This window comes from Streptomyces goshikiensis (assembly GCF_014650555.1).
Classification (GTDB): Bacteria; Actinomycetota; Actinomycetes; order Streptomycetales; family Streptomycetaceae; genus Streptomyces; species Streptomyces goshikiensis.
The window spans coordinates 705126-731558 of record NZ_BMVE01000001.1 but is presented as its reverse complement, the minus strand read 5'-3'; the positions used below and the strand labels follow the sequence as shown (position 1 = coordinate 731558).

The 26433-nt window shown below is 71.3% G+C and carries 29 protein-coding genes; 19 read left to right on the top strand and 10 right to left on the bottom strand.

The genetic code is table 11. The features are described 5' to 3' along the window. Positions 1–96: 96 nt before the first annotated feature. The 6 genes from IE248_RS03315 to IE248_RS03290 all read left to right on the top strand — a co-directional run bounded on the left by IE248_RS03315 (position 97) and on the right by IE248_RS03290 (position 4492). Complete coding sequence (locus IE248_RS03315; protein WP_073773258.1) at positions 97–306, top strand: hypothetical protein; 210 nt, start codon at positions 97–99, stop codon at positions 304–306. Next, entirely contained in the window at positions 306–962 is a 657-nt protein-coding gene (locus tag IE248_RS03310) for a pilus assembly protein TadG-related protein (RefSeq protein WP_190029915.1), read from the top strand. The genes IE248_RS03315 and IE248_RS03310 overlap by 1 nt, the downstream gene beginning before the upstream one ends. Positions 963–992: 30 nt before the next feature. Then, the gene (locus IE248_RS03305) at positions 993–1580 is read left to right on the top strand and encodes a hypothetical protein (protein ID WP_190029914.1); all 588 of its coding nucleotides are present in this window, start codon (positions 993–995) and stop codon (positions 1578–1580) included. 4 nt (positions 1581–1584) lie between these two features. Continuing rightward, the gene (locus tag IE248_RS03300) at positions 1585–2223 is read left to right on the top strand and encodes an OmpA family protein (RefSeq protein ID WP_190029913.1); all 639 of its coding nucleotides are present in this window, start codon (positions 1585–1587) and stop codon (positions 2221–2223) included. A 46-nt stretch (positions 2224–2269) separates the two neighbouring features. Then, complete coding sequence (sigJ, locus tag IE248_RS03295; RefSeq protein ID WP_190029912.1) at positions 2270–3217, top strand: RNA polymerase sigma factor SigJ; 948 nt, start codon at positions 2270–2272, stop codon at positions 3215–3217. Between the two features lie 81 nt (positions 3218–3298). Further along, complete coding sequence (locus IE248_RS03290; RefSeq protein ID WP_190029911.1) at positions 3299–4492, top strand: NAD(P)/FAD-dependent oxidoreductase; 1194 nt, start codon at positions 3299–3301, stop codon at positions 4490–4492. A gap of 11 nt (positions 4493–4503) precedes the next feature. On the opposite strand, the gene IE248_RS03285 is transcribed toward IE248_RS03290, so the two are convergent. Continuing rightward, the gene (locus tag IE248_RS03285) at positions 4504–5049 is read right to left on the bottom strand and encodes a TetR/AcrR family transcriptional regulator (RefSeq protein WP_037790912.1); all 546 of its coding nucleotides are present in this window, start codon (positions 5047–5049) and stop codon (positions 4504–4506) included. 94 nt (positions 5050–5143) lie between these two features. Here IE248_RS03285 and IE248_RS03280 point away from each other — a divergent pair, with 94 nt between their 5' ends. Next, positions 5144–5566: a nuclear transport factor 2 family protein gene (locus tag IE248_RS03280; protein ID WP_190029910.1), complete on the top strand. Its 423-nt coding sequence runs from the start codon at positions 5144–5146 to the stop codon at positions 5564–5566. A gap of 259 nt (positions 5567–5825) precedes the next feature. Here IE248_RS03280 and IE248_RS03275 read toward each other — a convergent pair whose 3' ends face one another. Further along, entirely contained in the window at positions 5826–6407 is a 582-nt protein-coding gene (locus IE248_RS03275; RefSeq protein WP_190029909.1) for a TetR/AcrR family transcriptional regulator, read from the bottom strand. Between the two features lie 125 nt (positions 6408–6532). Here IE248_RS03275 and IE248_RS03270 point away from each other — a divergent pair, with 125 nt between their 5' ends. From IE248_RS03270 to IE248_RS03260, 3 genes are all read left to right on the top strand, one after another. Next, positions 6533–8149 (top strand): MDR family MFS transporter, encoded by a 1617-nt coding sequence (locus tag IE248_RS03270; protein WP_190029908.1) that lies wholly within the window; start codon positions 6533–6535, stop codon positions 8147–8149. A 232-nt stretch (positions 8150–8381) separates the two neighbouring features. Continuing rightward, positions 8382–9260, top strand: coding sequence for a polysaccharide deacetylase family protein (locus IE248_RS03265; protein WP_190030070.1), 879 nt, complete (start codon positions 8382–8384; stop codon positions 9258–9260). Positions 9261–9451: 191 nt separating this feature from the next. Then, positions 9452–9775, top strand: a complete 324-nt coding sequence (locus IE248_RS03260) for a hypothetical protein (protein WP_073773249.1) — start codon at positions 9452–9454, stop codon at positions 9773–9775. Between the two features lie 50 nt (positions 9776–9825). On the opposite strand, the gene IE248_RS03255 is transcribed toward IE248_RS03260, so the two are convergent. After that, the gene (locus IE248_RS03255) at positions 9826–10968 is read right to left on the bottom strand and encodes a serine hydrolase domain-containing protein (RefSeq protein ID WP_190029907.1); all 1143 of its coding nucleotides are present in this window, start codon (positions 10966–10968) and stop codon (positions 9826–9828) included. A 177-nt stretch (positions 10969–11145) separates the two neighbouring features. Here IE248_RS03255 and IE248_RS03250 point away from each other — a divergent pair, with 177 nt between their 5' ends. Continuing rightward, positions 11146–11766, top strand: coding sequence for a hypothetical protein (locus IE248_RS03250; RefSeq protein ID WP_190029906.1), 621 nt, complete (start codon positions 11146–11148; stop codon positions 11764–11766). Between the two features lie 153 nt (positions 11767–11919). On the opposite strand, the gene IE248_RS03245 is transcribed toward IE248_RS03250, so the two are convergent. Together IE248_RS03245 and IE248_RS03240 are read right to left on the bottom strand one after the other, a co-directional pair. Further along, positions 11920–13203: an extracellular solute-binding protein gene (locus IE248_RS03245; RefSeq protein ID WP_373301454.1), complete on the bottom strand. Its 1284-nt coding sequence runs from the start codon at positions 13201–13203 to the stop codon at positions 11920–11922. A gap of 309 nt (positions 13204–13512) precedes the next feature. Continuing rightward, positions 13513–14406 carry an NADP-dependent oxidoreductase gene (locus tag IE248_RS03240; RefSeq protein ID WP_190029905.1) on the bottom strand — a complete coding sequence of 298 codons (894 nt, stop codon included), beginning with the start codon at positions 14404–14406 and terminating at the stop codon, positions 13513–13515. A 70-nt stretch (positions 14407–14476) separates the two neighbouring features. Here IE248_RS03240 and IE248_RS03235 point away from each other — a divergent pair, with 70 nt between their 5' ends. After that, on the top strand, positions 14477–15052 hold the full coding sequence (locus IE248_RS03235; protein ID WP_190029904.1) for a TetR/AcrR family transcriptional regulator: 576 nt from the start codon (positions 14477–14479) through the stop codon (positions 15050–15052). Position 15053: 1 nt separating this feature from the next. Here the strand turns inward: IE248_RS03235 and IE248_RS03230 are convergent, their stop codons facing one another. Both IE248_RS03230 and IE248_RS03225 read right to left on the bottom strand, forming a co-directional pair. Next, positions 15054–15674: an SMI1/KNR4 family protein gene (locus tag IE248_RS03230; protein WP_079195933.1), complete on the bottom strand. Its 621-nt coding sequence runs from the start codon at positions 15672–15674 to the stop codon at positions 15054–15056. Between the two features lie 60 nt (positions 15675–15734). After that, on the bottom strand, positions 15735–16118 hold the full coding sequence (locus IE248_RS03225; protein WP_100581942.1) for a DUF192 domain-containing protein: 384 nt from the start codon (positions 16116–16118) through the stop codon (positions 15735–15737). 205 nt (positions 16119–16323) lie between these two features. Here IE248_RS03225 and IE248_RS03220 point away from each other — a divergent pair, with 205 nt between their 5' ends. Beyond that, positions 16324–17043 (top strand): prepilin peptidase, encoded by a 720-nt coding sequence (locus tag IE248_RS03220; RefSeq protein ID WP_190029903.1) that lies wholly within the window; start codon positions 16324–16326, stop codon positions 17041–17043. Positions 17044–17175: 132 nt separating this feature from the next. On the opposite strand, the gene mgrA is transcribed toward IE248_RS03220, so the two are convergent. After that, entirely contained in the window at positions 17176–18213 is a 1038-nt protein-coding gene (mgrA, locus tag IE248_RS03215) for an L-glyceraldehyde 3-phosphate reductase (RefSeq protein WP_008737364.1), read from the bottom strand. 127 nt (positions 18214–18340) lie between these two features. Here mgrA and IE248_RS03210 point away from each other — a divergent pair, with 127 nt between their 5' ends. The 5 genes from IE248_RS03210 to IE248_RS03190 all read left to right on the top strand — a co-directional run bounded on the left by IE248_RS03210 (position 18341) and on the right by IE248_RS03190 (position 24147). After that, complete coding sequence (locus IE248_RS03210; RefSeq protein WP_008737362.1) at positions 18341–19102, top strand: isoprenyl transferase; 762 nt, start codon at positions 18341–18343, stop codon at positions 19100–19102. A gap of 384 nt (positions 19103–19486) precedes the next feature. Then, positions 19487–20803, top strand: a complete 1317-nt coding sequence (gene phoH2 / locus IE248_RS03205; RefSeq protein ID WP_008737360.1) for an RNA 5'-3' helicase PhoH2 — start codon at positions 19487–19489, stop codon at positions 20801–20803. 432 nt (positions 20804–21235) lie between these two features. Beyond that, the gene (locus IE248_RS03200) at positions 21236–21946 is read left to right on the top strand and encodes an aggregation-promoting factor C-terminal-like domain-containing protein (protein WP_413253124.1); all 711 of its coding nucleotides are present in this window, start codon (positions 21236–21238) and stop codon (positions 21944–21946) included. A gap of 129 nt (positions 21947–22075) precedes the next feature. Further along, the gene (locus IE248_RS03195) at positions 22076–23386 is read left to right on the top strand and encodes an AI-2E family transporter (protein ID WP_073795160.1); all 1311 of its coding nucleotides are present in this window, start codon (positions 22076–22078) and stop codon (positions 23384–23386) included. 41 nt (positions 23387–23427) lie between these two features. Further along, entirely contained in the window at positions 23428–24147 is a 720-nt protein-coding gene (locus IE248_RS03190) for a hypothetical protein (RefSeq protein ID WP_008737354.1), read from the top strand. A gap of 59 nt (positions 24148–24206) precedes the next feature. Here the strand turns inward: IE248_RS03190 and IE248_RS03185 are convergent, their stop codons facing one another. Next, a complete protein-coding gene (locus IE248_RS03185) occupies positions 24207–24743 on the bottom strand; it encodes an alkyl hydroperoxide reductase (protein WP_008737352.1) in 537 nt (178 codons plus the stop codon). 3 nt (positions 24744–24746) lie between these two features. Further along, positions 24747–25301, bottom strand: a complete 555-nt coding sequence (locus IE248_RS03180; RefSeq protein ID WP_008737350.1) for a peroxiredoxin — start codon at positions 25299–25301, stop codon at positions 24747–24749. A gap of 135 nt (positions 25302–25436) precedes the next feature. On the opposite strand from IE248_RS03180, the gene IE248_RS03175 reads away from it, so the two are divergent. Further along, the gene (locus IE248_RS03175; protein ID WP_190029902.1) at positions 25437–26384 is read left to right on the top strand and encodes a hydrogen peroxide-inducible genes activator; all 948 of its coding nucleotides are present in this window, start codon (positions 25437–25439) and stop codon (positions 26382–26384) included. Positions 26385–26433: the final 49 nt, after the last annotated feature.

The following is a 26433-nucleotide window of genomic DNA, read 5'->3' as shown; positions in this document are numbered from 1 at the left end:
GGGTCCGTAATTGGGCCCCGGGACCCTTTGCAGCTGCTGTCCTCCCGCCGTACCGTCCGCGAATCGACACCGGCGACGGACCTGGAGAGGCCCCCTATGCAGAATCTGATCCTGCTCAAGGAGATCGTCGAACAGCGCATCCGGATGCGCACGAGCCGGGGCGGGGACGAGGGCCAGACGGTCTTCGAATACCTCGGGATCATCGTGATCATCGTCCTGATCATCGGGGCGATCGTGGGGTCGGGGCTCGCGGCGAGCATCGCGAACGCCATCACCCAGGCTCTGGCGGACATCACGGCGCACTGATGGGCGCGGCGGGGGCGCGGGACCAAGGGCAGGCCTTTCCCATCTACATCGTGGTGGTGACGGGCCTGCTCTTTGCCGCGCTCGCCTTCTTCGTCGTCGGAATGGCCGGTGACACCCGCAGTGACGCGCAGGGCGCCGCCGACGCGGCGGCGCTCGCGGCCGCCCGTGAAGCCAGGGACACGGTCTTCGCGGGCGGTGACCTCCTTGCCCTCACCTCGGCCGACTGGGAGAGGATCCTCGGCGGTGACCGCTTCGAGCTGACGGGAGCGTGCGCCAAGGCCGCGGCCTTCGCCGCGTCGAACGGCGCCACTGCCGAGTGCGAGCCGCACCTCCCGAAGTTCACCGTCGCGGTGACCACGGACGACACCGTCGGGAAGTCGGTCGTCCCGGGCAGCGAGAGCGTGCACGGCAAGGCCACGGCCACGGCTGTCATCGAGTCGCGCTGCACCCTCGTGTCCGGGCCGCCCCCCAGCCCCGCCCCCGAGCCCACCCCCACCGGAACGGCCAGCCCGTCGCCGTCACCGAGCGGAACGCCGAAGCCCAGTGTGGTTTCCCTCAGGTGCAAGGGCGGCACATCCGTGGACGTGGACCCCTCGAAGCCGGGTCCGCTGACCCGGCTGGCGAGGAAACTCTTCAGCGTCCGACTGACCGACTGACAACGAACGACAGACAAGGAAGCGGCGTACATGAGCATTCGGCAGAAGGTGAAGGTCCGCGGGGGAGCGGTCGTTGCGGTGGCGGCGGCCTTGACCCTCACGCTGGCCGGATGCGGTGGCGGCGACGACAAGCCGAAGGAGCCGCAGAAGTCCGCGCCCGCGCAGGGCCAGGGCAGCACTCCCCAGAAGTCCGCGTCGGGTGAGGGGAAGAGCCCCGCGCCCACCGAGGTGATCGCATCGGTGAAGGGCCTGGCCGGCCTCGTCATGGACATCAATGAGGTCGCCCGCGACCAGGACGGGTATCTGACCGTCAGCGGTCAGATCAAGAACACGGGCACCAAGACGTTCGCCCAGATGGCCACTTGGCGCGGCGACGAGAAGAACGCCAGCCCCGGGTCGGTCGCCGGAGCCACCCTGGTCGACAGTGTGGGCAAGAAGCGGTACTACGTGCTCCGTGACACGGAGGGCCGGTGCGCGTGCACGATCGGCCTCACCATGATCAACGCGGGGGAGAGCGTCCCCTTCTTCGCCCAGTTCCCCGCACCGCCGACCACGACCACCGAGGTCGTCTTCGGCCTGCCGACCTTTGACACGGCCACACTCAAGATCTCCGGGTGACCCCATGACCACACGCCACCGCACCTCCGCCGCGACGGCCGTCGTCGGGCTCGTCATCGCCGGCGCTCACTTCATGGGCGCGGCCAGCGCCCACGCCGACGACGTCAAGCCGTCCACACCCCCCGGTACCGAGGCTTCCGCCTCGCCGCCCGTGGCCGTCAAGCCGGACTCGCCGCGCCTCAAACTCCCCCAGGGCGGGGTCCTCGCGGCGCCCAAGGTGCTCGACATGGTCGAGGTCGTCGAAGACCTCGGTGGTGAGCAGCGCCGGCAGGAGACCAATCAGACCGTCATGATGGCGCTGCAGTCCGAGGTGCTCTTCCCGGAGGACAGCTCGGTGTTCAACGCCCAGGCGGCCGCGCGGATCCAGGCCATCGCCAACGAGATCAACCAGCAGAAGGCGACCCGCGTCCGGGTCTTCGGGTTCACCGACGACCAGGGCAGCTACGAGCACGGCAAGGAGCTGTCCAAGAAGCGCGCCGACGCCGTGCAGGTGGAGCTGGCCAAGACCGTCACCAACCCCAGCGTCGTCTTCGACGTCCGGGGTTACAGCGAGGACTACCCGATCGCCGACAACGGCACCGAGGAGGGCCGCAAGAAGAACCGCCGGGTCGAGATCACCTTCCCGCGCGGCGCCGCCGGCTAGGCGTTCGGCGGTAAGGGGGGTCGGGCTGATGGCCGATCATGGGGTGATGCCGCTCCGTTCGCACGAGGTCGATCTGTTCGAGAGCTCCAGGGGCCGTCTGGAGGCGATCGCCTACCGGCTGTTGGGGTCGGCCGGGGACGCCGAGGACGCCGTGCAGGAGGCGTTCCTGCGGTGGCACGCGGCGGACCGGGAGCGGATCGAGACGCCCGAGGCGTGGCTGACGAAGGTGCTCACCAACCTCTGCCTCAATCAGCTCACCTTGGCGCGGGCCAGGCGCGAGACCTACGTGGGGCAGTGGCTCCCGGAGCCGGTCCTGGCGGGGGACCGGATGCTCGGTCCCGCCGACACCGCCGAGCAGCGCGAGTCGGTGTCGATGGCGGTGCTCACCCTGATGGAGCGGCTGTCGCCCAATGAGCGCGCGGTGTACGTGCTGCGCGAGGCGTTCGGCTACGCGCACCGTGAGATCGCGGAGATCCTCGACCTCACCGAGTCGAACTGCCAGCAGATCCACCGCCGCGCCAGGCAGCACCTCGGCGCCGAGCGGTCCCGCACCGAGGTCGACGGGGCCGCCGCGGAGAAGGTGGTCCGGGAGTTCCTCGCCGCGGCGCTCAGCGGCGACACCGAGCCGCTGATCCGGCTGCTCACCGCCGACGCGGTCAGCGTGGCCGACGGCGGCTCCGGGGTTCCGGCCCGCAGGACGCCGGTCGTCGGTGCGCTCGGTATCGCGCGCTACCTGCGCGGTCTGTTCCGGCCGGGCAAGGCGAAGCGGGACCGCGTCGGCGGCAGCGTCGCCCTCCATGCCGCCGTCGTCAACGGCGGCCCCGCCGTGGTGATCGTGGCCGGCGGGCGCGTCCTCGGCGTCATGTGCCTCGATACGGCCGCCGACGGCGCCGTCGGGGCGATCCGCATCCAGGTCAATCCCGACAAGCTGGAGCGCATCACGCGCCAGTGGGCGGCCGCGGGCCCCCGCCAGGCCCTCGCCGAGGTGTGGTGACCCACGTCACCTCCGCGACCTGTCAGGGATCGCGGGGCTGTCCGGTTCAAGGGGGGAGTCCAACCGGATAGGGAGCCAGCCATGAAGCACCGCATAGTCGTCCTCGGAGCCGGGTACGCCGGAGCCGTCACCGCCGGTCGCCTCGCCAGGCGGCTGCACCGCGACGACGTCGAGATCACCCTGGTCAACGCAGACCCCGAGTTCGTCGAGCGGGTGCGTCTGCACCAGCTCGCGAGCGGGCAGGAGCTGCGCAGCCGCCCGCTGCGCGACCTCTACGCCGGCACCGGCGTCCGGGTCCGGTCGGCGTGGGTCACCGCGGTCGACGCGGACCGCAAGACCGTCGACCTCGCCGGAGAGGACCCCGCCGGCGAGACCCTCGGCTACGACAGCCTCGTGTACGCCCTGGGCAGCACCAGCGCCGGTCAGGGCGTCCCCGGGGTCGCCGAGTACGCCCACAACGTGTCCGGCAAGCGGGACGCGCTGCGGCTGCGGGCGCGCCTGGCCGAGTTGGAGCCGGGCGGGACCGTCCTGGTCGTCGGCGGCGGCCTGACCGGGATCGAGGCGGCCGCCGAGTTCGCCGAGGCGCGCCCGGACCTCAAGGTCGCCCTCGCCGCCCGCGGCGGCGTCGCAGACCAGCTCAGCGACAAGGCGCGGCGCCACCTGCGCGGCGCGTTCGACCGCCTCGGCGTCACGGTCCACGAGGGCGTCGACGTCACGCGCGTCGAAGCGGACGGGGTGGTCACCGGTGCGGGCGGCCGGCTCCCGGCCCAGGTGACCGTGTGGACCGCGGGGTTCGCCGTGCACCCGATCGCGGCCGCCACCACCCTGGAGGTCTCCGACACGGGCCGGATCGTCGTGGACGCCACCATGCGTTCGCTCTCGCACCCCGATGTGTATGCCGTCGGTGACGCCGCCCTCGCCGAAGGGGCGGACGGCAAGCCGCTGCGGATGGCCTGCGCGACGGCGTCGCCGATGGCGTGGCAGGCGGCGGACGCCCTCGCCGCGCGCCTGACGGGACGCAAGGTCCCGGAGACCACGATCGGCTACGTCACCCAGTGCGTCAGCCTGGGGCGCCGCGACGGAATCCTCCAGAAGGTGACCCCCGAGGACGAGGCCACCTCCACCGTCCTCACCGGCCGCGCCGGCGCCCGCGTCAAGGAACTCATCTGCGCGGGCGCGGCCTGGAGCGTCTCGCACCCGACGCTGATGCTGCCGAGCCGCCGCCACCGCCTCGCCCCGGCCCCCGCCCGGGAGGCTCGTCTCACCACGACCTGACGGGACAGCGCCTAGCCGACGCGGCTCGCGTTCAGCAGGACGTGGGCCGCCTCGCGGGCCCGGACGGCCGGGGCGGGGCCCGGGGTGAGGGCCGCGACCGCCGTCGCGCCCTCGGCCAGCAGCAGGAGCTGGTCCGCCAGGTCCTCGCGGTCCGGGCCGACCAGGTCGCCCAGCAGGGCCCGTAGCTCCGCCTTGTGGCGGCGCACCACGTCCAGAACCCCGGCCGGGCCCGCACCCAGTTCCCCGTATGCGTTCAGGAACGCGCAGCCGCGGAAGTCCGGCTCGGAGAACCAGCGGCCGAGCCAGTCGAAGACGGCCGCGACCGGATCGGCGGAGCCCGCCACCGCCTCGCGCAGGCTCGCCGTCCAGCGCTGGTCGCGGCGCTCCAGGTAGGCCGTGACCAGGGCTTCCTTGGCGGGGAAGATCCGGTAGAGCCGCTTGAGCGGGACGCCCGACTCCGCGCGGATGCGGTCCATGCCGACGGCCTGGACCCCCTCGGCGTAGAACAGCGCCTCGGCGGCGTCCAGCAGGCGGGTCCGCGCCTCTTCGTCGTCCATGGCAGCAGCGTAATGCAGATCCCTTGCCAGGAGAACGGTCGTTCTCTACGGTTGAGAACGATCGTTCTCGCAGCTCGTCCCGAGAGGTTCCGCCATGACCGCTGACGCCGTTCGCCCACCCCTGCCCCCGTTCACCGAGGAGAGCGCCCTCGCCAAGGTCCAGGCCGCGGAGGACGCCTGGAACAGCCGTGACCCCGAGCGCGTCGCCCTCGCCTATACGGAGGACTCCGTCTGGCGCAACCGCGACCGCTTCCTCTCCGGCCGCGCCGAGATCCGCGCCTTCCTCGCCGACAAGTGGCGGCGCGAGCTCGACTACCGGCTCCGCAAGGAGCTGTGGGCGTACACCGGCAACCGCATCTCCGTCCGCTTCGAGTACGAGTGGCACGACACGACCGGCCAGTGGTGGCGCAGCCATGGCAACGAGCAGTGGGAGTTCGACCCCGACGGCCTGATGCGCCGCCGCGAGGCCAGCATCAACGACGTCCCGATCGCCGCCTCGGAGCGTCGCCTCGGCTGAGCCGGACCCGCGAGCGGCCGCGACGAGCGCGGCGAGGGCCGCGCCGGCCGCGGTCGCCGCGGCGAAGGTGAGGGTGAGGGGGAAGGTGGGGGTGGGGGTGAAGCGGGGGCGGCGTGACATGGCGGCGTCCTGTTCAGGGGCGGTGCGCCGCGGTCGGTTCCGACGGCGCGCATGTCACCGAAGGTAGCCGAGTTGGTTACGGAGCGTAATGACCTCTCCCCTGAATCCCCCGATCGAGTGAGGGGGGAGCCCCTGGCCGCTACTCGTGGGAGTGGGCTTGCGTGATGAGGTCCATGGCGATCGTGAGGGCCGCCTGCCGGGTCTCCTCCGGGTCGGCCTCCACGTGCTGGAGGAACATCATCCCGGCGTGCAGTGTGAACAGGGCGCTCACGCACCGCACCTGGTCCTCCAGGGGCCGGTCCGCCGCCTGCAGGAGGCCCACCAGGAGGAAGAGCCGGCGCTTCATGGTCTCGCCGATGCTCAGCTCCCGCATCGTCGCCTGGTTCTCCTGCATGAAGCGGAACAGCGACGCGCCCGCCGCCATCGCCTCGCTGTAGCGGCGCAGCACTTCCCGCCTCATCTCCAGCGTCTTCGGCTGCTCCTGCGCCCACTCGATCAGCTCGTCGACCGGTCCCGTCAGGTCGTCGAAAAGGCTGATGATGATGTCTTCCTTGGTCTTGAAGTGGTAGTACAGCGCCGCCTTCGTGACCTCCAGCCGTTCCGCGATCTCCCGCAGTGAGGTCTTCTCGTAACCCTGTTCGGCGAAGAGCTCCAGCGCGACGTCCTGGATTCGCTGGCGCGTATCGCCCCGCCGCTGCTGCGGACCGCTGCTGCTGGACATGACGCTCTCCCCAAAAGTTACTTACTTGACGACCGGCTAGTGACCGGTTTACCTTCCCCAGTGTAGAGAACTAGCCGGGCGACAAGTAAGTCCCCGGCGCTCGGGTGCCAGGGGAGTGGAACAGCATGGGCGACGTGACGAACAAGGCGGAGACCTCGGAGGAGGTGAAGCCGCGCAGCGTACGCGTCGTACTCATGGCGCTCATGATCGCGATGCTGCTGGCCATGCTCGACAACATGATCATCGGCACCGCGATGCCGACGATCGTCGGTGAACTCGGCGGTCTGGAGCACCTGTCGTGGGTGGTCACGGCGTACACGCTCGCCACCGCCGCATCCACCCCGATCTGGGGGAAGATCGGCGACATGTACGGGCGCAAGGGCGCCTTCCTCACCTCCATCGTGATCTTCCTGATCGGCTCCGCCCTCAGCGGCATGGCCCAGGACATGGGGCAGCTGATCGGCTTCCGCGCCGTCCAGGGCCTCGGCGCCGGCGGTCTGATGGTCGGCGTCATGGCGATCATCGGTGACCTGATCCCGCCCCGCGAGCGCGGCAAGTACCAGGGCATGATGGCCGGCGTGATGGCCCTCGCCATGATCGGCGGCCCGCTGGTCGGCGGCACCATCACCGACCACATGGGCTGGCGCTGGTCCTTCTACATCAACCTGCCGCTCGGCGCGGTCGCGCTGGCCATGGTCACCGCCGTCCTGCACCTGCCCAAGAAGCGGGCCAAGGGCAAGATCGACTATCTGGGCGCGGCGCTGCTGACCCTCGCCATCACCTCCACCGTCCTCGTGACGACCTGGGGCGGCACCGAGTACGCGTGGGGCTCCGCAGAGATCCTCGGCCTCATCGCCGTCGGCGTCCTGTCGACCGCCGCATTCCTCTACGCCGAGACCAAGGCCGCCGAGCCGGTCATGCCGCTGCACATCTTCCGCAGCCGCAACTTCACCCTCATGAGCGTGATCGGCTTCCTCGTCGGCTTCGCGATGTTCGGCGGCGTGCTCTACCTGCCGCTCTTCCAGCAGTCGGTCCAGGGTGCCTCCGCCACCAACTCGGGGCTGCTGCTCCTGCCGATGCTGCTCTCGATGATGCTCGTCTCGCTCATCGCGGGCCGCATCACCACCAGCAGCGGCAAGTACAAGATGTTCCCGATCATGGGCGGCGCCCTCATGGTCGTCGGCATGTTCCTGCTCGCGCAGATGGACACCGGTACGAGCCGCCTCATGTCCGGCGTGTACATGGGCATCCTGGGTGCGGGACTCGGCTTCCTGATGCAGATCACCATGCTGGTCGCGCAGAACAGCGTGGACATGAAGGACATGGGCGTCGCGTCCTCCTCGGCCACCCTCTTCCGTACGCTCGGCGGCTCGTTCGGCGTGGCGCTGATGGGTTCCCTGTTCACCACCCAGGTCACCAACACCATGGCCGACCGCCTCGGCCCGGAGGCCGCGGGCGCCGCGGGCTCCGCGCAGCTGGACGCCGCGAGCCTGGCCAAGCTGCCGGAAGCGATCCGCGAGGCGTACCAGTACGCCGTCGCCGCCGGCACCCACTCGGCGTTCCTGCTGGGTGCGGGAGTCGCCGTACTGGGCTTCGTTGCCGCCTGGTTCGTCAAGGAGGTCCCGCTCAAGGGAGCGGGTCCGGCGGCCAAGGCGCCCGCCGACGGCGCGAGCGAAGGCGACGCCGGCGCGGCCACCGGTGACGGCGGTCCGGCCCGGGCGCACGAGGCCCTCGCCCACTGACCGACGCCCCGACGCACCCCCGCCCACCGCCCCGGCCGGGTCAGGAACTTCCTGACCCGGCCGGGGTCTTTGCGTTTGATCTGATGCCAATTCAGGACGATCATGGACCAAGTTCCCGCGACGTAAACGTAGATTTTATGGCTATTGGGTGGGAACCCCTCAGCTGGGGCGGACGTCATGACCCTTGGAGGGATCACAACGGCGGATGAGGAGGGGACGGTTCATGGGGTTCATGGCGCGGATACGCAGCCAGGGGGTACGGGCCCGGATAGCCGTCGCGGCATCGGCCGCGGCCGTGGCGGCGACCGTGTGGGGAGCGGTGGCGCTCGTCGACCCCGGCCACCACGGCTCGCGGGACGGCGCCTCAGGGCAGACGCAGAATCAGAACCGCACCCCGGACGGCAAGAACGGCAAGAACGGCGAAGGTGAGGGCGGCGGGAACGGCGGCCCCGCCGGCAGCGGCCCGCTCGTGCCCGAGACCATCGCCCACGCCTCCGAGAGCGGCGGCGACGCCGTCAACATCACCATCGACGACGGCCCCGACCCCCGCTGGACCCCCCGGATCCTCGACGTGCTGAAGCGGTACGACGTCAAGGCCACCTTCTGCATGGTCGGCCCGCAGGCCAAGGCCCACCCCGACCTGGTCAAGAAGGTCGTTCAGGGCGGGCACCGCCTCTGCGACCACACCATGGACCACGACACGCGCATGGACAAGAAGCCCGTCGCCTACCAGGAGCAGCAGATCCTGGAGGCGAAGAAGCTGATAGAAGAGGCCGCGGGCGGCGCCAAGGTCGAGTACTACCGGGCTCCCGGCGGCGCGTTCACCCCCGACAGCCGGCGCATCGCCGCCGCGAACGGGATGCGCCCCCTCGGCTGGAACGTCGACACCAAGGACTTCGAGAAGCCCGGTGTCGCCGCGATCGTCAACGCGGTCAAGCGCGAGATCGACAACGGCCCGACGGTCCTCTTCCACGACGCCGGCGGCAACCGCACGCAGTCCGTCGAGGCGCTCGACCAGGTGCTCGCCTGGCTGGGGGAACAGGGCCGCCCGACCGGCTTCCCCGTGCGCACGGAGGCCGACACGCCCAGCGCCTCGGCTCCGCCCTCCTGACATGCCGTCCGACGCGCCTTGCCGACGCGCCCTCCCGACGTGCCTTGCCGACGCGCCCTCCCGACACGCCTTGCCGGCGTGACCTCCTGACACGCCGTCCGTCGCCGAACGGGTGAGGGTCGGCGCCCCGGCCGCGCCCGCGGTGTTCCCTGGTCGGCAGCAGCATCCTTACGCCTGACCAGGAGGCCCCCGTGATCGCCCCGAGCCAGCTGTCCGAACCCGCCGTCCGCGCCTTCGTCAACGCCGTCAACGCGGGCGACCGGGCCGCCTTCCAGGAGGCCCTCACCCCGGGCGCGACCATGTCCGACGACGGCTCGGACCGCGACGTCGCCCAGTGGGCCGACAAGGAGATCTTCTCCTCCGGCGGCCACATGGACGTCGAGACCGAGGCCGACGGCGGACGCTCCCTCGTCGTCGCCTACCGCAACGACACCTGGGGCGAGATGCGCACCGCCTGGCGGTTCGAGGTCACCGCCGACGGGCGCGTCAGCCGCTTCGAGACCGGCCAGGCCTGAGGAGCGCTCAGAACGCGCTCCCCGGGCCCGGCCCCGCCCCGTGGCGGCCCCTATCCGGCGGCCCGCGCCGCCTTCATCACCGCCGCCGTCAGGCGCTCGTTCTCCGGAGCGGCCCCACCCGGGAAGCCGAACCGGCGGCGCGTGTACGCGTACGCCACGCCCGACTCAGGGTCGCCGAAGCCCACACCGCCCGCCGCGCCGCTGTGCCCGAGGGCCCGCGGTCCGACTCCGGGCATCAGCTCGAAGCCCAGCGCGAAGTGGTCCGGCTCCGGCGTGACCAGGCCCTGGCCCGGGGTGTGCGGCTTCGCGAACTCGGCGGCCGTGTCCGGCTTCAGCAGCGGGGCCCGGCCGTCCACCTCGCCGATCGCCGCCGCGTACATGCCCGCGATGCCGCGCGCCGAGCCGACCCCGCCCGCCGAGGCCGGGCCGAGCTCCTTGACCTTCGGGTGGTTGGCGAAGGCCACCAGGTCCATCGGCGGGTCGGTGTGCCAGTTGAACGCGATCGGCATCAGCGCGGGTGGCGCCGGCTGGTCCGCCATCCGGGCCAGCTGCTCCTGCGTCGGCAGCGGCTCCAGGATCGGCTTCCAGCGGCCCTCCGCCTCACGGGGCAGTCCCAAGAACAGCTCCAGGCCGTACGGGGCGCGGATCCGCTCCTCGTAGATCTCCTGGATGGAGCGCCCGGTCGCGCGCCGCACCACCTCGCCGGTCAGCGCGGCGATGACGAACGCGTGGTAGCCGTACGCCGTTCCCGGTTCCCAATACGGCTTCTGGCCGACCAGCGCCGCCGCGATCCCCGCGTCGTCCGCGAGCTCCTCGACGGTGAACCCCTCGGGCCGGTTGATCAGGCCCGACTTGTGCGCCACCAGCTCCCGTACGGTCAGCCGCTCCTTGCCGTCGCCCGTGAACTCGGGCCAGTACCGCGACACCGGAGCGTCCAGCTCCAGTACGCCGTCCTGCACGAGCAGCGCCACCACCAGGTGGGCCGCTCCCTTGGTGATCGAGTAGACGCCGGTCAGGGTCTCCCCGTCGGTGTCCTCGCCGGCCCACAGGTCGACCACGGGCCGCCCGTGGTGAAGCACCACCAGCTGGGCCTCGGGCGAGTGCGGTTCGGCCGCGGCGAAGGCCGCGAACTCGTCCCGCACCGACTCCCAGCCCGCCGCCACCGTGCCGTTGACGCTCGCGTTCCCACTCATGTCATCCCCCGTACTCGGATCGTCAGGTCCTGTCCGTCCCGACCAACGGAAGATCATCAGCTCGTATTCCTGGGGTCGCACAGAACGTGTCACCTCCGTGTCCGCCCCGGCCTCCCTTACGGGTGAATGCGCGCCCGGTGTCGTTCCGGCCCGCGCCGGGCCCCCGTTGGGCCGGGCATGAACCGCACCCGCATCGTCGCCCTCGCCCTCGCCGCCACGGCGGCGGCCCTCGTCCCCGCCCTCGGCCAGGGCGCCACGGCGGCGGAGGGGACGTACCTCCAGGACCCGGCCGGCGGCGAGAAGTCGATGAAGTCGATGTGGACCAAGGACGAGATGCACAAGGTGGAGGGGCAGCTCCGCTTCTTCCCCGGGGTCCAGTACAAGACGGTGACCCGGCCCGGCCCCTCCGGCGCCCCGGAGTTCGAACGGAAGGCGGGGGACCCCAAGACGCTGGCCTGGCAGCCCTCGTACGAGTTCGGCTGGACGGTGTCCGACTCGACGCTCGTGAAGAAGGCGCTGAACACCAAGGAGGGCAGGCACCCGATCGTCGTGCACGCCGTCCTGCGCGCCCCCGACCGGAGCAAGGCGGGCGAGGTGCGGCGCGAGCTCCGCGATCGTCCGGCCACCGGGCGGGAGAAGGTCCCGGGCGGGAAGCGGATCGCATGTGACACCGGCGAGTACACGGTGGAGTGGTCGGTGACCCGTTCCGGATACGGGACGGTGTCGGGGACCCTGCGCTGGGACTCCAGCTGCGAGCAGTACCGCACCGCGTTCACGACGGGCGAGGGGCCGCGGTAGGAGAGCGGCAGGGGAGAGGGGCCGGCCGCCCCGCGCACCTCGTGAGTGCTCGTCGGGCGGCAGGGCCGCGGCCTTGGATCAAGGGCCGTAGCAGCCATCATGCCGCACGGGATGGGTGGCGGCAGGGTCGAAAGTCCCGGATCGGGCGGCCGTTCAGTGCTTCTTGGTGGCCTTGTTCGCCGTGGCGGCGATCTCCTCCAGGACGGCCTTCGGATCGCCGTTCGGCGCGACGGCGCGGCCGATGTTGCGCTTGACGGTGTCGCTGACCGTCACCCAGGACGGGTCGTTGACCGGGTAGAGCTGAGCACCGCGCAGGGCGGTCAGGAAGAACAGGTCGTTCTTGTCGAGGCCGCCGCCGGCCAGGGTGCGGGACGCGGAGACAGTCGAGGGCAGCAGGTGGTAGCGGTTCGCGAAGTCCGACAGGTTCTCGTCCTCGTAGACGAAGTCCAGGAACCTGCCGATCTCGGCCCGCTTGCCGTTCTGCTTGAACGCCATCATCCAGTCCGCCACGCCCACGGCCGGCGGGGTCTCGCCGGCGCCGAGCGAATCCGAGACGGGCATGGGGAGGGTGCCCACGCTGACGCCCTTGGCGCGCGCCTCGTGGAGCAGCGACGGGTAGCCGTTCAGCATGCCGACCTCGCCGCGCACGAAGGCGGCGAAGGCGTCGGCGCGGTTGAGCTGCGCGGGCGGGACCGGGCCGGTCAGGCCGGGGGAGACCAGGTTGGTCTTGATCCACTGGAACGTCTCGATGTTCTGGTCGGAGGCCAGGCTGTAGTTGCCGCTGCTGTCGGCGTAGCCGCCCCCGTTGCTCAGTTCCCAGATCATCGCCTCGGCGTGCGCCTCCTCCGGGCCCAGCGGCAGGGCGTACGGGTACTTCACGCCCTTGTCCTTGAGCGCCTTGGCGGCGGCCTTCAGGTCGGCCCAGGTCTTGGGCTCGCCGACGCCTGCCTTGGAGAACAGGGTCTCGTTGTAGAAGAGGAGACGGCTGCTCGCCACGAACGGCAGGCCGTAGAGGGTGTTCCCGACGGATCCGGCCTCGGCGAGCGGCTGGAGGAAGTTCGCCTCGGCGGTGACCGGGAGGAGTTCCTCCGCGGAATAGAGCTTGTCCTGCGCCGCGAAATCCGAGTACGAGCCCATGAGTGCCATGTCCGGCGCTTTTCCGGACCGGACCATGGCGGAGACCTCGCGGTCGATGTCGGCCCACGGCAGGAGCCGGACCTCGACCTCGATGTCCGGGTTGGCGGCGGTGAAATCCTTCGAGACCTTGTCCCAGAAAGCCTTGGAACTGGTGGCCGGGCCGTCGCCGTATTCCGCGGCGACCAGGCGCAGCGTCGCGCTGCCGCCCGCGTCGTCCGCGGAGCCGCCGCAGCCGGAGAGCGGTATCAGCATGCCGAGCGCCACGGCGCCCGCGGCCGCGCTGAAGATTCTTCGTTGCACGGGTGGGTTCCCCTGAATTTCTTTCGAGTCCCGTTACTGCTGGTGAGTTGCTCCGGGCCGGGGGTGTTCCTCCGTGGCCCGTTGGCCGGAATTCTCTCCTGACGGCGGGGCAGTTGATGTCATTGGGGCGGTACTTGTGGTCAATGCTCCAAGTGGGGGATTTCCGGCTGGTGTTTTCCGATATGTGATCCACAATTCCCACGCGCGTAGACATGCCGAAAGGCCCGTTTTCGGTGCGGGAGGGCGCGCGGGACGGCGGGCGGCGGGCGGGATGGCGGGCGGCGGGCGGGATGGCGGGCGGGGCGCCGCTCAGACGACCAGGACCCGGCGCCCCCGGGTGTGGCCGGCGCGGCTGTCGGTGTGCGCCGCCGCCGCCTCGCCGAGCGCGTACGACTTCTCGACCGGGATGTGGAGCCTGCCCCGGGAGATGAGGCCGACGGCCTCGGCGAGCGCCTCCGGCACGCTTCCGGCCACGCCGGAGAACCGGACGCCCAGCCGCGGCGCGCCGAGGTCGGCGATGGAGACGACCTTGCGCGGGTCCCCGGTCAGCTCGACGAGTTCGCGGATCACGCCCGAGCCGGCCAGGTCGAGGGCCGCGTCGACCCGGCCCAGGCCCCGCACCCGTTCGGCCCAGCCCTCGCCGTAGGTCGTGGCGAGGGCGCCCAGGCCGCGCAGGTAGTCCTGGTTCGCGGCCCCGGCCGTGCCGATCACCGCGATGCCGCGCGCGCGGGCGATCTGCAGCACCGCCGACCCGACGCCGCCGGACGCGCCGCTGACCAGCAGCGTCTGCCCGGGCCGCACGCCGACCTCGCGGATGACGCGCAGCGCGGTCTCCACCACCGACGGGTACCCGGCCGCCTCCTCGAAGGTGAGCCCCTCGGGCATCCGGGCCCAGGCCGTCAGCACGGCGAATTCGGCGTACGTGTCGGCGCCTTCGCCGAACACGCGGTCGCCGACCTCGACCCCCTCGACGCCCTCGCCGACCTCGTCCACCACCCCGGCGGCGTCCAGGCCGACCCCGGCGGGCAGCTCGACCGGATGGGCTCCCAGGACCTGGCCCTCCCGGATCCTCCAGTCCACGGGGTTGACGCCCGCCGCCCGTACGGCGATGCGTATCCGGCCGGGGCCCGCGTGGGGCTCCTCGGCTTCGACCAGGTGCAGGACCTCGGGACCGCCGAACTCGGCGAAGCTGATTTTCCTCATGCGGTCGAAGGTAGCCCTAACCGTTAGGATTTCACAACGGTTGTGGATTCATACCTGGTAGCGTCAGCGTATGATCGAGCCGTCCGGACGCCGCGAACGCAAGAAGGCCGCGACCCGTCAGAAGATCGCTGACACCGCGCTGAGCCTCTTCCTGGAGCGCGGGTACGACGCCGTGGGCATCCGTGAGGTGGCGGCCGAGGCCGATGTGGCCGTCACCACCGTCTTCGCCCACTTCGCCTCGAAGGAGGCCCTGGTGTTCGAGCGGGACCAGGACTTCGAGGAGCGCCTCACCCGGGCGGTGACCGGCCGGCCCGCGCACGAGCCGCTCATCGCGGCGCTGCACCGCGAGGTCCGGGCCCTGGTGCGGCACTGCACGGCGGAGGGCAGTGCCCCCGTCCGGCGCATGATCGAGGGATCGCCCGCCCTGCGGGAGTACGAGGAGTCGATGGGCCTGCGTCACGCGCAGGCGCTGGCGGCGGCGCTGGCCGCCGATCCGCACCTGTCCCGGAGTACGACGGCCTGCCGGGCGACCGCGCGGTTCGCCATCGACGCCTACGCGCTGGCCTGCCGGGCGGACGATCCCGGGGCCACGGTGGACGAGGTCTTCCGGATGATCGAGGCGGCCTGGGAGGCCACCGCGCCCTGAGCTACTGGTCGGCGAACTCGCCGGCGTACGGGTCGGGCTCGCCCGTCTCCGGGTTGCGGCCCTCCTGCCAGCGCCGCTGGGCCTTGCGCCAGTGCACGAAGCTGAGGTGGCCGCCGTCCCAGAAGGTGATGCTGACGGGGCTCACGTCGAACTCGTCGGAGCACAGCCGGTAGAGGAATTCGGCCATCCCGTACGGATACACGGCGAACGTGTCGGCCGAGTGCCGCCCGCAGACCAGGACCGGCCAGCGGTCCGGATCGGGGTCCGTGGTCAGCCAGCACAGGATGTCCGAGCCGCCGGTGACGCCCCAGGCGATGATCGACTCCGGGTCCACGTCGAAGGCGGCGCGCCCGCCCTCCGCCTCCCAGGCGTGCCGGGCGTTCGCGGTCTCCTCGGCCATCTCGGCCGGATCCCACTGGAGTCCGGGCTTCGGCAGCGGCAGCAGGATGCTGGCCTCGCCGTTGATGGAACCGGCCCCGAAACGGCCCATGAAGGCGACGAAATCGGCCGGGAACCGGGTGGCCCAGGCCGCCTCGGCGGCCCGCCAGTCGATGTCCTCGTCAGCGCCATGCGTCGCCGGCATGATCTGCTCCAGCGCCTTGATCCGCGCGTTCTCCGTCATGCCGCTCCCCTGACACCCCAGCCCAACCGCCCCAACCTACCGCCGGGCCGGGCGCGGGACCTAGGGGGTGTCCGCCGCGGGCTCCACCGCGAGCGCGGTTCCGACCCGCAGGCCCCAGCCGGCCATGGCCCCCGCCTCGGCCTCCAGGACGTGCCGGGAGCGCGGGCGGGGCAGGCCGAGCCGGCCGGGGGGCATCGTGGTCAGGGCGATGACGCGCAGACCGCGGTCGAGGTAGGCCACGTCGATGGCGAACCGCATCCGGAAGGTGTGCACGCTCGCCGCCGGGGTGAGCAGCAGCGCCCCGTCGATGCCGTCGCGGCCGAGGAGGCCGCGGGTGCGGGCGCGGTAGGAGGCGGCGATCTCGACGGGGACCGTCGCGGGGGCGTCGCCGACGCGCAGCGCGGCCGCGCCGTCGCGCCACCGCCGGTACGGGTGTCCGTGCATGCCGTCCGCCCCCCTCGGCCCCGCAGCCCGGGGCCCGCGCTCGCCGGTCGCCGCTCGCCGGTCAGCCTAGGCCCTGTCGCCGCAGCCGCAGCCGCAGCCGTCGCCGCCGTCGCCGCCGCGGCGACCGGCGCTCGGCGGGGCTCCGGCCCCGTGGTTGGGTCCCCGGGCCCATGCCCGGGGCGGCGGCGGGGCCTACCGTCGGCGGATGAGCGTGGTCGTGATCACCCTTCTCGCCGCCGCGTACGGCGCGGCCGGCGGGCTGCTGCTGCCCCGCGCGGCGTACCGGCTGTCGGTGGCCCCGGGCGAGCCCTGGCGGGCCCACTGCCCCGCGGGGCACCCGGTCCCGCGCTGGCTCGGCCCCGCCCGCTGCCACGGCGCGCCGTACGGGGCGTCCGCCCCCGGGGTCGCCGCCGTGTGCGCCCTCGTCTGCGGGGCGCTGGCGGCGGCCGGCGGGGCGCGGCCCGAGGTGGGCGTGTACGTGGGGCTCGCGCCCGGGCTCGTCCTGCTCGGCCTCGTCGACCTCGCGGTGCACCGGCTGCCCGACGTACTCACCCTGCCGCTGGCCGCACTGGCCGCCGCGCTGCTGGGGGCGGCGGCCCTGGCGCCCCGCGCCGCCGGGTCGTGGCGGCTCGCGCTGCTGGGCGGGGCCGCGCTGGCGGGCGCGTACCTCCTGCTGTTCCTGATCAACCCGGCCGGCATCGGCTTCGGAGACGTCAAGCTGGCGCTCGCCCTGGGGGTCGCTCTTGGGTGGTACGGGTGGGGGGTATGGGCCCTCGGGGCCTTCCTCGGCTTCGCCTACGGGGCCCTCTACGGCCTCGGACTCCTGCTGGGAGGCCGTGCGGGGCGCCGTACGGCGTTCCCGTTCGGGCCCTTCATGGCGGCCGGAGCCCTCACCGGAGTGCTGCTGGGCGGATTCGGAGCGTAATCATCTTGCGCCAATGCACGCATCACGCTTTACGAAGGGTTATGGTGGAACCCCCCCCTCGGGCCGGTCCGTATCCCCCCCCACGGACCGGCCCGTTTTATTTTTTCCCCGCCCTCGGGCCAAAAGCGCAGGTCAGCCGCGCTGGGCCCAGATGTTGGTGCCGGGGGTGGAGACGGCGAAGGAGTCGATCTCCTTCAGCTCCTCCTCCGAGAGGGGCGCGCCGGCCAGAGCCGCCAGGTTTTCCTCCAGCTGGGACACGCTCGAAGCGCCGATCAGAGCCGACGTCATCCGCTCGTCGCGCAGCACCCAGCTCAGCGCCAGCTGCGCCAGCGACTGCCCGCGACGGGTCGCGATGTCGTTCAGCCCGCGCAGCCGCCGCAGCACGTCCTCCGACAGCAGATCCGGGTCCAGGGACTTGCCCTGGGTGGCCCGCGAACCCTCCGGGATGCCCTTCAGGTACTTGCCCGTCAGCAGCCCCTGCGCGAGCGGCGCGAAGGAGATGCAGCCCATGCCGTTCTCCTCCAGGGTGTCCAGCAGCCCGTCCTCCTCCGTCCAGCGGTTGATCATGGAGTACGAGGGCTGGTGGATCAGCGGGCGCACACCCATCTCGCGCAGGATCCCGGCCGCCTCGGCCGTCTGCTCCGCGCTGTAGGAGGAGACGCCGACGTACAGCGCCTTGCCCTGCTGGACCGCGGACGCGAGGGCGCCCATGGTCTCCTCCAGCGGGGTGTCCGGATCGAAGCGGTGCGAGTAGAAGATGTCGACGTAGTCCACGCCCATGCGCTTCAGCGAGGCGTCGAGCGAGCTCATCAGGTACTTCCGGCTGCCCCACTCGCCATACGGGCCGGCGTGCATCTCGTAGCCGGCCTTGGTGGAGATGATCAGCTCGTCGCGGTGGGACGCGAAGTCCTGCGCGAAGATCTTGCCGAAGTTCAGCTCGGCGGAGCCGGGGGGCGGCCCGTAGTTGTTGGCCAGGTCGAAGTGGGTGACGCCGAGGTCGAAGGCCCGGCGCAGGATCGCCCGCTGGGACTCCAGCGCCTTGTCGTCGCCGAAGTTGTGCCAGAGGCCGAGGGAGACGGCGGGGAGCTTGAGGCCGCTGCGGCCGGTGCGCCGGTACTCCATGGAGTCGTAGCGCGAGGGCTCTGCCCGATAGGGATTGTTATCAGTCACGATGTCCTCCCTATCACGGACTTGTGACACACCGGGTTGGGTACCCGATCCCGCCGAGCAGTAATGTGGCCGCCTCGGGGGAGACCGCAATCCGCACGGGGGCATTGCACGGAGGGGCTCGAAGATCGTGAAGCTGCGCGACCTGGTGTACAGGCTCTATGCACGCCGGGTGGAGGGCCGCATCGACCATGACGCGGCGCCCAAGCACATCGGCGTCATCCTGGACGGGAACAGGCGCTGGGCGAAGGCGTCCGGCGGTACGACGGAACAGGGCCACCAGGCGGGGGCCGACAAGATCTCCGAGATGCTCGGCTGGTGCACCGAGACGGACGTCGAGGTCGTCACCCTGTGGATGCTGTCCACGGACAACCTGGACCGCCCGGAGGTCGAGCTCCGACCGCTGCTCAACATCATCGAGAACACCGTGCGGGGCCTCGCCGCGGACGGCCGCTGGCGCGTCCACCACGTCGGCAACCTCGACATCCTGCCCGAGCGCACGCAGTCCGTGCTGAAGGAGGCCGAGCAGGCCACCCACGACGTCGACGGGATACTCGTCAACGTCGCGGTCGGCTACGGCGGCCGCCAGGAGATCGCCGACGCGGTCCGCTCGCTCCTGCTGGAGCACGCCGAGAAGGGCACCTCCTTCGAGGAGCTCGCCGAGATCCTCGACATCGACCACATCGCGGAGCACCTCTACACGCGCGGCCAGCCCGACCCGGACCTCGTGATCCGCACCAGCGGCGAGCAGCGCCTGTCCGGGTTCATGCTGTGGCAGAGCGCGCATTCGGAGTACTACTTCTGCGAGGTCTTCTGGCCGGCCTTCCGTAAGGTCGACTTCCTGCGCGCGCTGCGCGACTACGCGGCGCGCCACCGGCGGTACGGGTCCTGACCCCGCCGGATCCCGGGCCCGCCCCCGGGATCCGGCCATCACCTGATGCCCCCTCGGGAACACCGGGGCGTCACCTCGGGAGCCCCTCGGGCCCCTCTCCGTCCTCCGCGCAAAGCCTTCACCAGCGATTCACCGAGCGTCCGTCATATGCCATGGCATGGCCGGGCGCGTTCGGGGAATATCCCTTTCAGGTCGACGCCCGATCCACGGGTGTCGAGTCTCAGCGGACGGCATGGGGTCGTCCGCCCGGGAGGCCCTTTGCACCAGGACGCACGTGCGGTTCGCACGGACGGAGTGGGAGGGCCGGAAGTCGGCCCTGGCATGGGTGCCGATGACCGGTCCGGTCTTCATGGCCCGACCTCTTCCGAGGGGGTACGTCCTTCCGTGGTGACCAGCACAAAGCGCCGCCTGCCCGACAGGCGGACCTACGTCCTCGACACCAGCGTCCTGCTGGCAGACCCCAACGCGATCTCGCGCTTCGACGAGCACGAGGTCGTGCTCCCGATCGTGGTGATCACCGAGCTGGAGGCAAAGAGGCACCATCCCGAACTCGGCTACTTCGCCCGCCAGGCCCTGCGCCTGCTCGACGACTTCCGGGTTCGCTACGGTCGCCTCGACGCCCCCATCCCACTGGGCGATCTGGGCGGAACCCTGCGCGTCGAGCTCAACCACTCCGACCCCGGTGTCCTGCCGGCCGGCTTCCGGTTGGGGGACAACGACTCGCGGATCCTCGCCGTCGCCCGCAACCTCCAGGCCGAGGGCTACGACGTCACGGTCGTCTCGAAGGATCTCCCGCTGCGCATCAAGGCCTCCTCGGTCGGGCTGCTCGCCGAGGAGTACCGGGCGGAGCTCGCGATCACCGACGCCGGCTGGACCGGCATGAGCGAGCTCAGCCTCTCCGGGGAGCAGGTGGACCTCCTCTACTCCGAGGAGCGCCTCTACGTCCCGGAGGCGGCGGAACTTCCCGTGCACACCGGTCTGGTCCTCCAGTCCGAGCGCGGCAAGGCCCTGGGCCGGGTCACGGCGGACGGCAACGTGAAGCTCGTGCGCGGCGACCGCGAGGCCTTCGGGCTCCACGGGCGCAGCGCCGAGCAGCGCATCGCGCTCGACCTGCTGCTCGATCCGGAGATCGGCATCCTCTCCATGGGCGGCCGGGCCGGCACCGGGAAGTCGGCGCTGGCGCTGTGCGCGGGCCTGGAGGCCGTGCTGGAGCGGCGGCAGCACCAGAAGGTGATGGTCTTCCGGCCGCTGTACGCGGTGGGCGGCCAGGACCTCGGCTACCTGCCCGGTGACGCGTCCGAGAAGATGAGCCCCTGGGCGCAGGCGGTCTTCGACACCCTCTCGGCCGTGGCCGGGCGCGAGGTCATCGAGGAGGTGCTGAACCGGGGGATGCTGGAGGTCCTGCCGCTCACGCACATCCGGGGCCGGTCGCTGCACGACGCGTTCGTGATCGTGGACGAGGCGCAGTCGCTGGAGCGGAACGTCCTTCTGACCGTTCTGTCCAGAATCGGCGCGAATTCGCGGGTGGTTCTCACCCATGACGTCGCCCAGCGGGACAACCTGCGGGTCGGCCGCTACGACGGAGTCGTCGCCGTGGTCGAGAAGCTGAAGGGGCATCCGCTCTTCGCGCACATCACGCTGACGCGTTCCGAGCGGTCGCCGATCGCCGCGCTCGTCACCGAGATGCTCGAAAGCCTGTAACCCTCGAAAGGGTCAAATCCCCCATAGCGGGAAGGCGAGTTGGCGCCGCCCGGCAAAGGCCCGAGAGCCTAGCCGGGCGGCGCGTCGCTGCACAGCCCTTTGCTCAAAACAGCGTCGTCACAGCAGGTGTGACCTTTCCCACGCAACTCAGAATTGCCTTGCGGCGTCGGGGTCCGGCAGAGTCTGTTTTCCGTCAGGCCCCGCATACGGCACACCTGTAGCACTTGCACCACCCGCACCCCTCGTGGGTGCGAGCAGCACCCACAACTCCAGACCCGACCGCCGTATGCCGCCCGAGTTTCACGCGCGGCTCCTCGCAGAGGAGTTGCCCACGGGCCCGCGCCTCCAGTGACCGCATCACCACGGAGGCCAGTGTCGAGGGGCACTATTGCGCCCGCGCGGTCACTGCGGACGCTGCTGGAAGGACACCGTGTGAGCCGGATCTCGGTCCGGGGGTTCGCCGTGGCTTCGGCCACCGCGGTCACCACCGTCGGCGCAGTCGTTGGCGTCGCGACGGGCGACCCCGCCGCCACCAACGACCTTGAGACGACCGCGTCCGGCGCGACTCTCCTCACTGACATCCCGGTCGGCGACCAGGCCGTCGTCCAGAGCGCGTCCCTGACGCAGCAGGCCGACGCCATCGCGCACGCCGCCGACGCCGACGCCAAGCGCTCGGCCGAGGAGGCCGCGCGCGTCCAGGCCGCCGAGGACGCCAAGGTCAAGAAGGCCGAGGCGCAGAAGGCCGCGGACGAGAAGGCCGAGAAGGAGAAGAAGGAGCGGGAGGAGAAGGAGCAGGTCGCCAGCCGCTCCGCCACCCGCGACGCGGGCGACTTCGAGGTCCAGGGCTCCTACACGGTCGCCCAGGTCAAGGCCATGGCCCAGCAGATGATCCCGGCCGGGCAGTTCCAGTGCTTCTCCAACATCGTGAACCACGAGTCGACCTGGAACTACAAGGCGGTCAACGCCGGGTCGGGCGCGTACGGTCTGGTCCAGGCGCTCCCCGGTTCGAAGATGGCCTCGGCCGGTGCCGACTGGCGCAGCAACCCCGCCACCCAGATCAAGTGGGGCCTGAACTACATGAACGAGCGCTACGGCAGCCCCTGCGGCGCGTGGAGCTTCTGGCAGGCCAACAGCTGGTACTAGGAACGGGTCCGGCCCCGTGCCGGTCGCCCGCCCCGGGGGAGCCCCGCACCGTATCGACGGTGCGGGGCTCCTCGCGTGTACGGTCGTCGAGGTGCGATCGCACGGGACAGACGGGGGTAAGAGAGCGACATGGTGAACACTGCAGGCTGGATCGGCCGGCTGGGGAGCCGGCTGAGCCGGATGGAGGCGCGCCTCGACGAACGGCGCGCCGAGGTCGAGGCCGAGACCATGGGCGTACCCCAGAAGCCCGCCGCCTCAGGCGTGGCCGTGGCGCCGCCGGTCGTCGTGGCGGGTCCGCGCGAGCGCCCCGACCCCGTCACGGCCGTCCCGTGGGGGATGCGGGTCGCCGCCGAGGTCAGCTGGCGGCTGCTGCTGCTCGCGGGCATGCTCTGGGTGCTGATGAAGGTGATCAGCGAAGTCCGCCTGGTCGTCCTCGCCTTCGTCGCCGCCCTGCTCGTCACCGCGCTGCTGCAGCCCTTCGTGGTCCGGCTGCGCCGGCTCGGGCTGCCGCGCGGGCTGGCGACCGCCGTGACCGCGATCCTCGGCTTCGTGGTCATCGGGCTCGTCGGCTGGTTCGTGGTCTGGCAGGTGATGGAGAACCTCGACGACCTCTCCGACCGGGTCCGCGACGGCATCAACGAACTCAAACTCTGGTTGCTGGACAGCCCGTTCCACGTGACCGAGAAGCAGATCAACGACATCGCCAAGAACCTCACGGACACCATCGGCACCAACACCGAGGAGATAACCTCCGCCGGTCTGCAAGGCGTGACGGTCCTCGTCGAGGTGCTGACGGGCATGCTGCTCGCGATGTTCTCGACGCTGTTCCTGCTGTACGACGGCAAGCGGATCTGGAACTGGGTGCTGGGCCTGGTCCCCGCCCCCGCCCGGCCGGGAGTCGCGGGCGCCGGCCCGCGCGCCTGGCGGACGCTGACCGCGTACGTGCGCGGCACGGTGCTGGTCGCGCTCATCGACGCCGTCTTCATCGGCCTCGGCCTGTACTTCCTCGACGTGACGATGGCGGTGCCGCTCGCGGTCTTCATCTTCCTGTTCGCGTTCATCCCGCTGGTCGGCGCGGTGATCTCCGGGGCTCTCGCGGTGGTGGTGGCCCTGGTGACCCAGGGCGTGTTCACGGCGCTGAGCGTGCTGGCCGTGGTCCTGCTCGTGCAGCAGATAGAGGGGCACGTGCTCCAGCCCTTCATCCTGGGCCGGGCGGTACGGGTGCACCCGCTCGCGGTGGTGCTCTCGGTGGCCGCCGGCGGCATGATCGCGGGCATCGGCGGCGCGGTCGTCGCCGTCCCGCTGGTCGCCGTCACCAACACGGTGGTGGTCTACCTGCGGGCGTATTCACAGGACCACCAGCACGGTGGTGCGCCCGTGGCCGGCGCGGCGCCGCACGGGGCGACGGCGCTGGGCGAGGGCGTCGACGACCCGGTCTGAGGCGGACCGGGACGAGGGGTAACGGGGCGAGGGGGGCGGGGATGATCGGCGAGCCCGAGTTCGACGGGGAGTGGGAGAGCGCGCGGCCGGGAGAGCGGGCGGAGCCGGAGCGGCTGCCCGGGCCCACGGGGGCGCCCCGAGGGCGCTGGTGGTGGCTGCTCGGCGGCGTGGTGCTGGCCTCGGCGGTGTGGGGCGGCGCCCTGGTGGTGCAGGATCGTTTCGCCGCCTCTGCTGCCTCCGCCGGGCCGAGGATCTCGTACCGGCACGTCGAGGACCTGTGCGCGCGGGCGCGGCTGTCGGAGCTGGTCCGGCTCACCGGGCAGCCCTTCCAGGAACGGCACACGACGCACGGCAGCGACCCCGCCCTGGACTGGGCGAGCTGCGGGACCTCCGCGGTGTGGAGCGAGGGTCGGACCTCGTACGGGAGCGAGGTGCTGGTCGAACTGCACCGCCGGAGCGAGCCCGGGACCGAGTTCGGCCTCGGCCCCGGCCGCAGGCTCGGCATGCCACCGAACGCCTTCGACGTGTCGGAGGTGCCCGGCCTCGGCGAACGGGCCCTGTACAGGCGGGGGATCGGGCTCGACAGGGCCGAACTCATCGTCCTCGACGGCGGCGCGGTGTTCACGCTCAGCACGGAGTGGTTCGAGGACACCGGCCCCGATCCGACCGCTCCCGCGCCCACGGGCGGCCCCGACGAGACCGGGCTCCAGACGGCCATGATCGAGGACATGCGGAGCCTGATGGAGCGGCTGCGCGCCTGAACGCGCGGTGCCCCCGCCGCCGGTGACGGCAGCGGGGGCACTGGGCTTCGTACGGGGTACTACTCGGCGGCGAGGGCGGCCTCGGCGTCGAGGGTGACCGCGACGGCCTGGATCACCGAGGCGATCTTGAAGGCTTCCTGGATCGTCTCGCGGTCGACACCGGCCTTGCGCAGGACCTGCTCGTGCGAGTCGAGGCACTGGCCGCAGCCGTTGATCGCGGAGACCGCGAGCGACCACAGCTCGAAGTCGACCTTCTCCACGCCCGGGTTGCCGATGACGTTCATCCGCAGACCGGCGCGCAGGGTGCCGTACTCCGGGTCGGAGAGCAGGTGCCGCGTGCGGTAGAAGACGTTGTTCATCGCCATGACCGCGGCGGCGGACTTGGCGGCGGTGTACGCCTCCGGCGACAGGGCCGCCTTCGCCTCCGGCTCCAGCTCACGCAGGACGCGCGGGGAGCGGGCGGCGATCGCGCAGGACAGTACGGTGCCCCACAGCTGCTGCTGCGGGAGGCCGCTGTTGCCGATGACCGAGCCGAGGTTCAGCTTCAGGTCCTTGGCGAAGTCCGGAACGGCGGCCTTGAGGGAGTCGAGGGACATCCGTCACTCACCGGCCAGCAGCGCGCCGGCGTCCAGGGTGCCCTCGCCCTTGTTCCAGTTGCAGGGGCACAGCTCGTCGGTCTGCAGGGCGTCGAGGACCCGCAGGACCTCCTTGGGGTTGCGGCCCACGGAACCGGCGGTCACCATCGTGAACTGGATCTCGTTGTTCTGGTCGACGATGAAGACGGCGCGCTGCGCGAAGCCGTCCTCGCCCTCGACGCCGCAGGCGCGCATGAGCTCGTGCTTGGAGTCGGCCAGCATCGGGAAGGGCAGGTCACGCAGGTCGGCGTGGTCCTTGCGCCAGGCGTGGTGCACGAACTCGGAGTCACCGGAGACGCCCAGGATCTGCGCGTCGCGGTCGGCGAACTCGTCGTTCAGCTTGCCGAACGCGGCGATCTCGGTCGGGCAGACGAAGGTGAAGTCCTTGGGCCAGAAGAACACCACGCGCCACTTGCCCTCGTAGGTCTTGTGGTCGATCTGGGCGAACTCGCTGCCCGCTTCGAGCGAGACACAAGCGGTCAGATCGTACGAGGGGAACTTGTCGCCGACAGTGAGCACGCGCTCTCCTAGTGCATTGGAAAGTGGCCCTTTTGGGGGCTTTCCGAGAGGGTTGGACGGATCTCACATGCTGGCACACCTGCATTGATTACAGAAATAGATACTCTTGTCCCGGGTGATCGGAGGTACCTATCAGTGGCTGTCGGTAATAGAGGACTCAAGCAGGCGACGCTCGCGCAGCTGCGCGCCTTCGTGGCCGTCGCGGAACACCTGCACTTCCGCGACGCGGCCGCCGCCATCGGCATGAGCCAGCCCGCGCTCTCCGGATCGGTCTCCGCGCTGGAGGAGGCCCTCGGCGTCCAGCTGCTGGAGCGCACCACCCGCAAGGTGCTGCTCTCCCCGGCGGGCGAGCGGATCGCCGCCCGCGCGCGCGTGGTGCTCGACGCCATGGGTGGGCTGCTGGACGAGGCCGAGGCGGTACGGGCGCCCTTCACCGGCGTGCTGCGCCTCGGGGTGATCCCCACGGTGGCCCCGTACCTGCTGCCGACGGTGCTCGGGCTGTTCCACCGGCGCTACCCCGGCATGGACCTCCAGGTGCACGAGGAGCAGACCTCCTCGCTGCTGGAGGGGCTGACCGGCGGGCGGCTCGACCTGCTGCTGCTCGCCGTACCCCTGGGGATGCCCGGGGTCAGCGAACTGCCCCTGTTCGACGAGGACTTCGTACTCCTCGCGCCCCGGGACCACCCGCTCGCCGGGCGGCGCGACATCCCGCGCGAGGAACTGCGGGGCCTCCAGCTCCTGTTGCTCGACGAGGGGCACTGTCTGCGGGACCAGGCGCTGGACATCTGCCGCGAGGCGGGGCGCACCGACGGGGCGGACGTCACCACGACCGCCGCCGGGCTGTCCACGCTGGTCCAACTCGTCGCCGGGGGACTGGGGGTGACGCTGCTGCCGCGCACCGCGCTGCGGCTGGAGACCACCCGCAACGAGTACCTGGCCACAGGCTGCTTCGCCGAGCCCGCGCCCTCGCGGCGGATCGCCTTGGCGATGCGCACCGGCGCGGCCCGGCAGGAGGAGTTCCGGGCCATCGCGGCCGCGCTGCGCGAGGCCGTACGCCCGCTCCCGGTGTGGCCGACGGACTGATCCGGGCCTGCGGGAACGGGCGTACGGGCGTACGGGTCGTAAGGCGCGA